The organism is Nocardioides sp. NPDC054178 (assembly GCF_055585005.1).
This window is the reverse complement of sequence record NZ_JBVJKY010000005.1, coordinates 118378-130652: the sequence shown is the minus strand read 5'-3', so window position 1 is coordinate 130652 and position 12275 is coordinate 118378. Positions and strand designations below refer to the sequence as shown.

9 protein-coding genes are annotated in these 12275 nt (G+C 69.8%); 5 read left to right on the top strand and 4 right to left on the bottom strand.

From position 1 onward, the window contains the following. Nucleotides 1–44: 44 nt before the first annotated feature. The 5 genes from ACZ6WN_RS19110 to ACZ6WN_RS19090 all read left to right on the top strand — a co-directional run bounded on the left by ACZ6WN_RS19110 (nucleotide 45) and on the right by ACZ6WN_RS19090 (nucleotide 6614). The gene (locus tag ACZ6WN_RS19110) at nucleotides 45–1799 is read left to right on the top strand and encodes a hypothetical protein (RefSeq protein ID WP_465866771.1); all 1755 of its coding nucleotides are present in this window, start codon (nucleotides 45–47) and stop codon (nucleotides 1797–1799) included. Nucleotides 1800–1853: 54 nt separating this feature from the next. Then, nucleotides 1854–2471 (top strand): helix-turn-helix domain-containing protein, encoded by a 618-nt coding sequence (locus tag ACZ6WN_RS19105; protein ID WP_465866770.1) that lies wholly within the window; start codon nucleotides 1854–1856, stop codon nucleotides 2469–2471. Further along, nucleotides 2468–3049: a hypothetical protein gene (locus tag ACZ6WN_RS19100; protein ID WP_465866769.1), complete on the top strand. Its 582-nt coding sequence runs from the start codon at nucleotides 2468–2470 to the stop codon at nucleotides 3047–3049. Before ACZ6WN_RS19105 ends, ACZ6WN_RS19100 begins: the two co-directional genes overlap by 4 nt. Before the next feature lie 167 nt (nucleotides 3050–3216). Continuing rightward, a complete protein-coding gene (locus ACZ6WN_RS19095) occupies nucleotides 3217–4971 on the top strand; it encodes a hypothetical protein (RefSeq protein WP_465866767.1) in 1755 nt (584 codons plus the stop codon). Nucleotides 4972–5069: 98 nt separating this feature from the next. Next, the gene (locus ACZ6WN_RS19090) at nucleotides 5070–6614 is read left to right on the top strand and encodes a phospholipid carrier-dependent glycosyltransferase (RefSeq protein ID WP_465866765.1); all 1545 of its coding nucleotides are present in this window, start codon (nucleotides 5070–5072) and stop codon (nucleotides 6612–6614) included. On the opposite strand, the gene ACZ6WN_RS19085 is transcribed toward ACZ6WN_RS19090, so the two are convergent. The 4 genes from ACZ6WN_RS19085 to ACZ6WN_RS19070 form a co-directional block, all read right to left on the bottom strand. Beyond that, nucleotides 6523–7479 carry a lysylphosphatidylglycerol synthase domain-containing protein gene (locus ACZ6WN_RS19085; protein ID WP_465866763.1) on the bottom strand — a complete coding sequence of 319 codons (957 nt, stop codon included), beginning with the start codon at nucleotides 7477–7479 and terminating at the stop codon, nucleotides 6523–6525. The two genes, ACZ6WN_RS19090 and ACZ6WN_RS19085, sit on opposite strands and share 92 nt — an antisense overlap. Further along, on the bottom strand, nucleotides 7476–8516 hold the full coding sequence (locus ACZ6WN_RS19080; protein ID WP_465866761.1) for a glycosyltransferase family 2 protein: 1041 nt from the start codon (nucleotides 8514–8516) through the stop codon (nucleotides 7476–7478). The genes ACZ6WN_RS19085 and ACZ6WN_RS19080 overlap by 4 nt, the downstream gene beginning before the upstream one ends. Before the next feature lie 147 nt (nucleotides 8517–8663). Then, nucleotides 8664–11426, bottom strand: coding sequence for a YfhO family protein (locus ACZ6WN_RS19075; protein WP_465866760.1), 2763 nt, complete (start codon nucleotides 11424–11426; stop codon nucleotides 8664–8666). A gap of 81 nt (nucleotides 11427–11507) precedes the next feature. Next, nucleotides 11508–12263, bottom strand: coding sequence for a class I SAM-dependent methyltransferase (locus ACZ6WN_RS19070; protein ID WP_465866758.1), 756 nt, complete (start codon nucleotides 12261–12263; stop codon nucleotides 11508–11510). Nucleotides 12264–12275 lie beyond the last annotated feature (12 nt).

Here is a 12275-nt window from a genome sequence, read left to right as displayed (position 1 = left end):
GTGGATCATCCACGCCGGGCGCCCGCTCTCATAGGGTCGCCGTCATGGCGTCACCTGGGGACTCGAGAACTGATCACACGGAGCCGGTCGGGGTGATCAGGTGGGCGACGTTCGCCGGCGTCTGCGTCGCGGCGCTGGTCTGGGCGGCCTACTCGGTCGGTGCCCAGAACGGCTCGTTCCTGACCCAGGACTTCGGTGCGCAGTACCACCTGGCCGAGATCACCGCCCATGGCGCGATCCCGCTGGTCGACTTCGAGCACGGCTGGAACGCAGGCTCGTTCTGGGTCAACGCGGCGCTCTACGCGATCGCGAGCGGCAGCCCGACGATCTGGTACTTCCTCTGGGGCCGTCTCCTCGGCGCCGGCCTCGGCGCGGTGCTCGCCGCCGCCATCGGGCTCCGGCTGCGGCTGCACCCGGCCGTGATGATCGCGGTCGCACTCGGGGTGCTCCTGCTCGCGACCCCGCTGCACATCAAGTACACGATCTGCCTGCTGTGGGTCTTCGTCCTCCTCCCGGTGGGGCCGCTGGAGTCACGTCCGCGCCTGGCCGCGGCCGCACGCGTGCTCCTCCCGGCCGTCGTCTTCTGGCAGTACGTCGAGCTGGCGGTGCTTCTCACCGGTGCTTCGGGGCTCTTCGAGCTGTTCGCGCGGAGGTCGGTGCCGTGGCGCACCCGGATCCTCCACTGTGTGCAGCTGGCCGGTGGGTTCGTGCTCGGGCTGGTCGTCGAGGCGGTGGCGTACAAGGTCCTGTGGGGGCTCTCCTTCGCCGACTTCAACCGCCAGGTGATCCTCGGGCAGACCGAGACGCACGAAGGTGCGCAGTACGCCGTCTGGAACTTCTTCGACCTGCCGACCGAGTCGGGACGCTTCTTCATCCTGGCGCTCTACCCGTTCGCGCTGCTGATTCCCTTCGTGCCGCTGGTGTGGCAGCGGATCTCGGACTCCACCCGGTTGATCGCGCTGGCCGGGCTCGTCCTCGTCGTCGTCCCGATCCGGCGCGTCGACAACCCGCACACCACCACCGTCTCCGCCCTCGTCCTCCTCGCCGTCGTCCTCGCGGTCGCCGAGCTCTACGAGCGCCGTACGTCCTCGTCGGTTGAGCCGCGAGCGTCAGCGAGCGTGTCGAAACCAACACAGTCCGTTGCCGCGCTACCGCTCGCCGCAGCCGGAGCTGCCTGGGCAGCCGTCACCCTCTGGATCGGCTTCGGCCTCCAGAGCATGGCCGGCGCCGTGCTCCTCGTGACTCTGGCGGTCGCCGGAGCGGTCCTCGGCGCGGCCTTCCTCCGCGGGGCTGTCGCGGCGGTCTCGGCCGGTGCTCTGGTGGTGCTCGGCTGCGTACCCGCTCTCGCCTCCGTCGACCACCTCGACGACATGCGCCGCGACGCGAAGTCCTTCGTCGTCAGCGACGCCATCGCCCGCTGGGCAGGCCCCGAGTACGAGCGCTGCAGCGGCGGCAGCCGCGAGGCCCTGGTGATGCCCAACTATCTCGAGCTCTACGACGCCCTCGACATCACCAACCCGACGCCCTACTACCTGTTCCACTACGACTTCGCGCAGTACGAGGACGTGCTGGTGCCTCAGCTCGAGGACGGCTCGATCCCGGTCATCATCGAGACCATGCCCCTGCACACGCCGCAGCCCTGGCTCACCGACGCGATCCGCGCGAACTATGTGCCGTGCTCGGTCGTGAGGATCGAGAAGCAGGCCACCACCGTCACTGTCTGGACCCACAAGTCTCGCGGCGAGGTCGCTCAGCGCGATCTCACCATTCGCCAGGGCCAGGCGATGGCGACCCCCTAGGGCCTGGCCAACTTGTTATCGGATTTGATAATGCGCCAGTGATACGATGGTCCTGTGCAGCCACAGAATCTGGATCGTGACACCCAGGAGGTCATCGACGACCTGGGGCGGTCGGTCGCGATCAGCGGGCTCTCGCAGGCCGCGTTCGCCCGTGCGGTCGGGACGTCGGCGCCGCGGATGTCCACCTACCTGAGCGGATCGACGCGGCCCTCCGCCTGGTTCTGTGTCCGGGCGCGCCGATTGGCGAACGCCCTCGCGGAGGCGCGTGAGCGTAGGTTGATGTCCGCTCCCGAGACCGCGGCGGAGATTCGTCGCGCTCTCAGGACCGGGGAGAGAGCCTGGGCCTGGCGGATGCTGCTCCAGGGCCGAGACCACCTGCGTCTCATGTTGACCGACCCTGGCTACGGTGACCTCGACATGACGGGTTCCTGGGAGGCCGGCCCTGGATCGACCGGTGACGTCGGGTTCGACGCCCTGCTGGCCGCGCTCGCGTTCCACGAGTTCGACGATGTGGGTGTTTCTGCGCCTGAGTGGACCCGGATCGAACCTCTCGAAGAGCACTGGCAGCCAGCCCACCCCTTCCTCAGTCCTGAGCGGGTTGTCGCACGAACCCCACCGTGGCTTCGCCGCCTCCACATCTACGTCCCAGAGCGTGACCTGGCCACGGCATGAGTGTTGATCGGCGGCACGAGTTCACCGCAACCGAGATCGAGGAGCTGCTGTCGGTGCTCGATGGGCGGCTTCGGGAACAAGGCGTCGCTGCCTCTGTCTTCGTCGTTGGGGGCGCCGCCATCGCCGCGACCGGGATCCGCGTGGACCGGGTGACCGTCGACGTCGACGGGATCACCCGCCAGCCGGTGGTGATCGAGGCTGCCCGCGCGCTGGCGGCTGAACGTGGGCTACCGATGAACTGGCTGAACTCGAACGCCAACATGTGGATGCCGCCGCTCCCGCCGGCGATGTTCGAGCCTCCAGATGCTCCTGGGCTCCGAGTCACCTATGCCTCGGATGACCTCTTGCTCGCGACGAAGCTCGTCGCTCAGCGCTCAAAGGATGCCGACGACATCGTTGCGCTGGCGGTCAGGCTGGGCCTGAGCGAGGCGGAGGAGCTGGAGGCACTCGTACGCCGCTTCTACACCGATGAGGGCGCGCTCGAGTTCATCGTGGACGGCAACGACGTGGATCGGGAGATCAGGCTCGGGGCAGAGGACGCCTCGCGGCTGATCAAGCATCGCGCCGAGCGGATCTGACGCCGACCCAGATCCGACGGGGATGGTTCCTCGGATGTCTGGGCGCGAGAAGTGCTTGTTGGGTGCTCTTGTTCACGCCGTCGATGGCCCCTGCCTGAGCATTGCCTCATGACGTAGGTCGCAGCGTTCCGCCCCCGGTTGCCTGCCGCAGCGCGTACTTTCGGAGCATGCTCGATGCGGCGGCCACGCCGGCGACCCCCTCGCCCGCACGCCGAGTGCGGGAACCCATCGGCCGGGTCCGATGGGCGACCTTCGCTGTGATCGTCGTGGTCGCCGTCGTCTGCGCCGCCTACACCCTCACCGCACAGATGGAGCCGTTGACCGGGGACAGAGGCGCGCAGTACTACCTCGGTAAGCTCACGGCCGAGGGTGCGGTCCCGCTGATCGACTTCCAGCACGGCTGGAACGCCGGCTCATGGTGGGTGAACGCCCTGGTCTATCGCCTCGCCGGTGGCGATCCGCTGTGGTGGGAGTTCTTGCTGGGCCGCTTCTTTGCCGTCACGCTGTCTGCGATCCTCGTGGCCGCGATGGGACTGCGCAGACGCCTGCATCCGGCTGCCATGGTCGCCATGGCGCTGGCCGTCCTGACACTCGCATCGCCCGCGCAGGTGAAGTACGTCCTGCCTGTCCTCTTCGCGTTCATCCTTCTGCCCGGAGGTCGGCTCGACGCCGGACGCTGGTTACTGGTCGTGCGGTTGCTGGTGCCGGCGGCCCTCTTCTGGCAACATGTCGAGCTGGCGATCCTGCTGACCGGTGCGGCGGGACTGTACGAGCTCATCGGGCGGCGCGAGGCAACGGCGCGGGAGAGACTGACACGCTGTGCCGCCCTCGCCGCCGGGATCCTGGCAGGGTTCGTGTCGGAGGTGCTGTTCTACCGCATCGGCTACGGAATGAGCCTCGCCGAGCTCAACCGCCAGGTCGTCTTCGGTCAGGCTCAGCAGTTTCCGAACCACTTCGGCTGGCCCTTCTTCGATGTGCCGTCCGACGGGGAGGGCTACCTCATCGTCGCTGTCTATCCCTTCCTGCTGCTGCTGATGTTCGTACCGGTCATCTGGCGTCTGGCGAGCGACCCGACGCGATTCCTCGCTTTGTGTGCGCTGCTTCTCGCGACCGTCCCCATCCGACGCCCCGGGCCTGGACACGCCGAGACCGTGAGTGCGCTGGTTTTCGCAGCGCTGATCTTCGCCCTCTGCGACGTGTATGACCGCCGGGACCAGATCTCGGTGCCGAGTCGGACGAGGTCCATGTCCGGGCAGCAGTGGGTGACGGCGGTCGTGGGGTTCGCAACCGGGGCGGCGTGGGTGGGAGCAGCTCTGGCGTTCGGCTTCGGTGCCCACAGCCTTGTCGGCCCGGTGATCCTCGTGCTGGTGGTGAGCGTCATGATGATCGGCACGAGGCTGCGGGCGAGGCTGGTCGCGGTCTCCGCGGGTGCCTGCCTCGTCCTGGGGGTGATTCCCCTGGCCTCAGCGGTCGAGCACGTCGACGACCTGAGCCGGGACAGTCGTCAGCTCGAGGCCGCCGATGTCTGGGGAGACGCGATACGACCCGAGATGACACGGTGCTTGAAGGGAGGCCGTACCGCTTTCGTGTTGGGCAACCAGCTGTCGTTGTACGACGCCCTCGATGTCGAGAACCCGACGCCGTTCTACCTGTTCCACTACGACTTCGGTCGCAACGAGAAGCAGCTGAGGGCGATGATGGCTGGCGGCGAGGTGCCGGTGGTGCTGCAGACGGCCGCGATGGCCCGCGGCGGCTGGGTGGAGGCCGCGATCGAGAAGGACTACGAGCCCTGCGCCGAGGTCTGGATCGCGGAGGAGCACCGGCGCTTCCGCATCTGGGTGCACCGATCGCTCGAGCCGTTCGAGAAGCGGGCGGTCGAGGTTCACCCCGACGGCACCAGAACCTTCAGCAAACTGACCTAGTCGGAGTCAAATCGAGGGACACGCAACCAGAGCACGAGAGCACGGGAGAACCTGGCATAGGGTCGCCATCAGCCCGCAAGCCCACCCGAAGGTCCTGAATGCTCCGCTCCACCCACGAGGACCGCGTCGACGTACGACCCCCGAGGCGGCTGCTGGCGGCGATGGTGCTGATCGCGTTCTTCGCGATGAGCTTGAGCAGCTACGTGGCGCTGACCCGGGCGCTGCAGTACCAGACCCGGGACGAGGGGCCGAACGCCGGCTACGCGGTGGAGCTTGCCTCGGGGCGGCTGCCGACGATCGACACGCCCGTGACGACGGACGCCGGCCGTTATCCCCAGGTCGTCGAGGGGCTGGGGACCATGGTCGATGAGCCGCACCGCCACATCTGGACCGCGAACCATCCTCCGCTCTACTACCTGATGTCGCTGCCGTTCGTGGCCGCGGCGGGGGCGCTCGACGCGCCGCAGGTGATGATCGTCGGGATGCGGCTCATCAATGCCGTCGGCTCCGCGCTGTGCGTGCTGCTGGTGGGCCTGATCGCCTTCGAGGTGACGAAGCGGGCCGCGGTCGGGTTCCTGGCCACGGGCATCAGCGCGTCGTGCGCCGTGCTGGTGAGCGCGGGTGGGCACATCGCCAACGACGGGGTCGCGGTCGCGGCGTCGTCGCTGACCCTGCTGGCCACGATCCGGATCCTGAACCGTGGCCCGTCCCCGGGGCGACTGACGCTGGTCGCGCTGGCCGGGGCCGCCGCGGCAGGGGCGAAGGCGCCAGGGGTTCTGACCGTCGTCCTGTGCGGTGCGGCCATCGCGCTGGCTCTGCTCCTCAAGGACCACTCCCGCCGCGGCGTGATCCGCGCGCTGGCGGCCTCGGCCGTGGCCACCGGTGTCCCGGCGCTCGCCACCGGCTGGTTCTACGTCCGCAACATCGTCCTCTACGACGACCCGACCGCCACCGCTGCGCTGCTGGACAAGTTCGACCGGGAGCCGAACGGGACCTGGTGGCAGATCGTGACGGACGGCTCGCTCTGGGTGGACTGGTACGAACGCCTGTGGGTGCCGCTGCTGGCGGAGGGGTACGTCGTGGTCGTCGATGTGCTGGCCGTCGTCGCGGCGGCAGGACTTCTCGTGCTGGTCGTCCGTCGGAGGATCGCCGGGCCGGCGGATGAGCCCTCCTCGGGGGCGGGATGGCTGCTGCTCACCGTCCACGCGGCGCTCGTCCTGGCGAACCTGGTCGGGTTCGTCGCGGGTGGCGGGAACCCGAACGACCGCTACCTGATGCCGCTGATGCCCCTGCTGGCAACCGCGCTCGCCGTCGGTCTCATGGCGCTCGTCGACCTGATCCCGGTCGGCTCCCGTGAGCCGCGGGCGCAGCTGGTCGCGGCTTCAATCACCCTCATGCTGGGTGCGTACGCGTTGCTGATCTTCGACTGGTTCGTCAGTTCGGCGATCTACGCCGGCCGGCTGCCCAACTCCGAGTCGCGCGGCGCCGAGCTCGTCGTCGCCGCGGGTGTGGTGTGCGGCGTGCTCGCCGTCTGCCTCGCGGCCTGGCCGGTCAGGACGTACGCCGCCCGAGGAGCGCTCCGAGACCGGCCAGCACCACATCGGCAAGGAGCAGGAGGACGCGCGAGGCGAGCGCGACGGTGAGCGCCTCGGGGACCCCGATGATCGGGCCGAGGGTGAGGGCGAGCAGCGCCTCCCGGATCCCGGCGCCGGCCGGGGCGGGGATGAACGCGATCCCCGCGGCCCAGGCCAGGGCCATCCCACCGGTCGCGGCCGCGACCTCGAGCAGCCCCACCGAGGCGTACGACTGCATCATCACGGCCAGGTGGAGGCCGAAGGCGACCCAGGCGAGCACCGCCCAGCCGATGGCAGTGAAGAGCCCCCGCGCGGTGAGGCGTACGCCGAGGGGTTCCTTCCCGAGCCGGGCGAAGAGCCAGTCGAGCACGCCCGGGACGACGCGCGGGTGCAGGCAGACGGCCAGCGGCACCAGCAGGAGCAGCAGCCACCAGTAGCGGCTGAGCCCCTCGGACGAGGACCAGGGGAGCAGGAGCGCGCCGACGCCGATGCCGCTGGCGACGACGATCCCCATGAAGAGGATGTTGACGCCGAGCATGGTCCGGCGCGCGACGCCCCAGCGCAGCCCGAACTGCATCTGCGCGACGACCGGCCACACCGAGCCGGGCAGGTACTTGCCCAGCTGGGAGACGTAGAAGACCGAGTGGGACTCGCGCAGCGAGGGCCGGATGCCCATGCCGTGCAGGAGCGCGACCCAGATCTGGCCGATCAGCATGGTGCCGACGATCGCCAGGACGCCGGCGATCGCGACGCGGCCCAGGCTCAGCTCCTGGACCGCGGTGGCCAGGTCGGCGCGCTGGCGCCAGACCAGGTAGGCGCCGCCGAGCACGACGACGAGCGCGAGACCGATCTTCAGCAGCCGCTTGGCAGGGCTGGGCGTAGCCGACGACCCGGCCTCCGTGGCGGAGACCGGGTCGGAGTGGGTCGTCGTCACAGGCTGGTCGTCCACGTCTCGCCGGTGGCACGTGTCTGGGTGTGCGGCAGGTCGAACTCGGCGACCGAGGTCTGGTCGCGCAGCATCTCGGTGCCGGACTTGCCGAAGCGAGCCTTCTTGGTGTGCTCCAGGTCGTCCTCGATGAGCACCCGGTTGGTGCGGATCAGGTCGGAGATCACGCCGAGCATCGCGGACATGAAGGCCAGGTTGATCAGCACGCCGCCGAGCAGCAGCGACTGGATGTGGTTGCCGTTGTCGCCGCTCAGCCACAGGACCAGGTAGCGCACGAACGGGATGGCGCCGAGCACGAAGAAGGCGGCGGTGAGCCAGACGAAGATGGCGTAGGGCTTGTACATCATGTAGGAGCGCACGATCGCCGCGCCCGACTTCATGATGTGCTCCGGCATCGACTTGAACAGCCGCGACTCACGGGTCTTGGCGTTGGTCTCGATCGGCACCGAGGCGATCTTCATCCGCTTGTTGCCCGCCTGGATGATCGTCTCCATGCAGTAGGAGAAGCGGGTCACCGTGTTGAGCAGCATCAGCGACTCGCGCGAGTAGGCACGGAAGCCGCTGGCCGCGTCGGGCAGGTCGGTCTCGGCGGCCATGTTGACCACCTTGGAGCCGACCTTCTGCAGCTTCTTCTTCAGCCCGGAGAAGTGCTCGATCCGGTCGACCTGCCGGTCGCCGATGACGATGTCGGCCTGACCGTTGATGATCGGCTGGACCAGGTCGGTGATCCGATCCTGCGGGTATTGGTTGTCGCCGTCGGTGTTGACCACGATGTCGGCGCCCAGCTCGAGCGCGCGGACCACACCGTCGTGGAAGCTGCGGCCGAGACCCTGGTTGCGGGAGTGGTGCACGAACTCGCGCACGCCGTGCTCCTTGGCGACCTCGACCGTCCGGTCGGTGCACCCGTCATCGACGATCAGGATGACGATCTCGTCGATGCCGGGGATCTGCTTCGGGATCGACTCCAGGACGGACGGGAGCGTCTCCTCCTCGTTGAGGCAGGGGACTTGAACGACAAGCTTCACAGGGACCTCAGGGCAAGTAGTGGGACCGAACACAGGTTTCGGGGGTTTGGTGAAGGGCTTCTGAGCCGCCACATTACCGCGTGGAATCCGCGGCCCCACGCCCCCTCGCGGGTGTCATCCGGCGTATGTGCTAAGGAAACCTGGCGTTCAGGACGGGGCCACGCCGCGTCTGCCACGACGTCGGTCCAGGACCCGGGGGACGAGCAGCAGACCCAGCGTCACCAGGGCGCCGAGGAGCGAGACCACGGCCCCCGTACGCAGCCCCGGGGCCTCGTAGCGCAGCGTGACCGTGTGGGTTCCCTCGGGGACGGGCACGGCGGCGAAGGCGTGGTTGCCGGCGACCAGGTCCACCGAGCGGCCGTCGACCGTCGCCGACCAGCCCGGGCGGGCGATCGAGTCGGCGACGACGAGGTAGCCGGCCCCGTCCGCGGTGACCTCGGCCGAGATCGTCTCGGCCTCGTCGCGGCGTACGTCGACCCGGGCGGTCGAGCCGGACGCGGCCGGTGTCGAGTCGTCGTCGAGCAGCACCGTGCCGGGCGCGACGCCGTCGGTCAGCCGGCGAACCCGGGTCGGGCCGTCGGTGACGACCTCGCTGGTGCCCGCCCAGCGGATCCGCGGCAGCGCGCTCGCGCGCTCGTAGACGACCGCGCCGGCCGAGGTGTGCACCACCCGGAGGCCGTCTCCCGGCTCCGGCCGGACCGCGGCGCAGACGGCGGACCCGTCGGTGCGGCCGGCGAGACGGACAGGCTTCCGCTTCCCCGAGAACGAGATGGTGACCGGCACCGGCCCGGTGGTGAAGCGATGGTCGGGCACCGCGACGCGCAGCTTCTCCCCGCGCCCGAGCGGCCGGTTGACGGCGATGGCCCGTTCGGAGGTGGCCTTCTCGGCGCCGGCCCCGACGCTGACCCGGACGACCGTCGGCGTCTGCGCCCGCGGCTTCAGGCCGTCGGGCACCGTGACCTCGATCCCGCGCAGGTCGCCCTTCGGGACCAGGCACGTCGCTTGCCCGCCGGGCGGCACGGTCAGCGGCTGCCGCTGGTCGACGGGCACCGGCGTCGGCTCCGAGGTGCCGATGACCTCGAGCGGCTGGGTCGCCCAGTAGCGGACCGAGAGCTGGTCGAGCACCGGCTGACGTCCCGGCGTGGGGATGTTGGCGGGGAAGTCGCTGTAGGTCCGGGACAGCTGCGCGTCCGGGCTGACCGCCGCGATCAGCGCCTTCCACTCCGGCGCGGTGAACTCATGGCCCGTCGGCGTACGCAGCCGGTAGTGGTCGGCGACGCCCGAGTGCTCCCAGCCCGAGGCGCCGTAGCGCTCCTCGCCGAGGTTCTTCTGCAAGAACTCGTGGGCCGGCGTGACCGGGTAGAAGTCGTCGCGATCGGTGAGCGGCAGCACCTCGCGCGCGAACATGGTGCTCTGCGCGAGCACCGCCAGCACGAGCACCAGCGGGCCCAGCAGCCGCAGCCGGCCCCGCAGCAGCAGCGTCGCGGCCACCGCGAGGACCGAGACCACGCCCAGCAGCGCCGGCACCCGCAGCTTCTCGGCGACGTCCGGTATCGGCCGCGGGGCGCCGTCGATGAAGGCGTAGGCCGCGTACAGGAAGTACGCCGCCACCCCGACGGCCGCCACCAGCACGACCAGCGCCACCATCACCCGCGGACGCCACGACCGACCCTCCCCATCGGCGGACGGCGAGCTCTCGGCCCGCTGGAGGAGGCGCTCCAGCCCGATCCCGGCCAGGACCGCACACAGGAACCCGAAGATCGAGTTCGCCCGCCCGAAGCTGTTGGAGCTGTAGCCGGGCAGCTTCTGCAGCAGCTCGAGCGGCAGCCCGCCGATCCACAGCAGCCAGACGATCGCGGCCAGCACGACCGCGAGCAGGGTGGGCGTCGAGGGGCGGCGACCGCCGGGGAGCCTGAGGACCAGGGCGCACAGGACCAGGATCAGCGCCGCGACACCGACGAACGAGATCGACTCGATCGGGTTGTCCTCGCCGGCCCACAGCCCGTCGACACAGGTGCCGTAGACGTCGGGGGCGACGGCCGTCAGCGCGAGGCTGGCGGGCTTGACCTGGTTGGGGACCCGCTCGTCGAGCCCGAGAGCGCTCATGTTGAGCGCGAAGGGGAGCACCTGGACCGCGGAGAGCGCGACCCCGAGCCCGACGCCGCCGGCGGCGATGCCGCCCGCGAGGAGCGTGCGGCGCACGTCGCGGAGCGCGAGCGCACGCACGACCACGTAGATGCCGCCCAGGGTCAGCGCGAACATCGTCACCGCCGGGAACCCGCCGAGCAGCATCGCGGCGACGACCAGGCCGACGGCGGCGAGGTCGCGAGCGCCTCGCTCCCGCACCGCACGGTCGAGGGCCCACAGCAGCAACGGGACCAGGCAGGCGACCTTGGTGTGCGGCCAGTTGGTCCACATCATCATGAAGCCGGAGGTGAAGAAGACCGTCCCGGCGACCAGCGCGATGCTGCGCCGCACCCCGAGACGGCCGAGGAACAGCACCATCCCGGCCAGCACCAGGACCAGCTCGGTCAGCTTCACCCAGGCCGGTGCCAGCCACATCGGCATCACCCAGTAGGGCCACGAGACCGGGCTCAGCACGGCGTGGTTCGGCAGCGAGGCCAGCGGTGCGCCGCCCACCTCGTAGGGCGCCCACGTCTGCCAGTTGCCGTGGCGTACGCCCTCGACGATGTTCTCCACGCCGGGCAGGTAGTAGTCCCAGGTGTCGCCGCGACACCAGAGCGTCCCCTGCGGGATCGGGCCGTCGGCGGCGTACGGCATCATCGCGTGCAGCCATCCGGTGTCCAGCAGCATCCCGTGACCCACCAGCGCGGGACCGAAGGTCACCGCGACGAGGAGGACGAGAAGCGCCAGGACGACGCCCGCGCGCCACCGATCTGATGAGAACACAAGCCGAAAATCTATGAGTAGTCAGTACCGGGCGCCGGTAGCGCACGCGGCAGTTCGGTCAAGTCTTCGACGCCGGCCGGGTCAGTCACGCCGGGTCGCGACGGCCACCAGACCGGTGCCGGTGTCGGGGCGGAGCCGCTGCAGGGCCATGAACGGGCTGGTCGCGAGCGCGATGACGGCCCCCTTGAGCCGGCCGCTGGGCTGGAACGTACGCCCGGTCGCCCGGGTGAGCTCCTCGGGCGTGAGGTCGCCCACCTGCTCCAGCTTCCTGGCGTCGATCCGGTTGCGGACCGCCTCCAGCGCGTAGCCGAGCGGCCAGCCGTAGACGGTGACGTCGACCTCGTCCAGACCGGCCTCCTCCAGCCGGTGGGTGAGCTCCTCGGGGCTGTAGCGACGGAAGTGCCCGGCATGCCGGTCCATCGGCCCGAACCGCTCCTGGAAGGCGGGCACCGAGAGCACCAGGTGCCCGCCGGGGCGGACATGGCTGACCCACTCGGCCAGCGCCCCCTTGTCGTCCTCGATGTGCTCGAGCACCTCGAAGGCACAGACCATGTCGTACGCCACCCCGGTCTCCAGCTCCGAGGACATCGCGTTGAGCACGCTGCCGCCCAGGCACGTGATCCGCTCGTACGCCACCGCGAACGAGTCCGCGTCGGGCTCGATCCCTAGGTAGTCGGCGCGGGTGGCCAGACGGGCGCCGAAAGCGCCCTGGCCGCAGCCGATCTCCAACGCCGTGGACGGAGCCAGCCGGTCGACGATGCGGCTGACGACGTCGTAGCGGAGCCAGGCGCGCGGTGCGAGCGGGGGTAGCGGGCGGTCGGTGGCGGTGAGCGGCATCTGGTTCCTGGG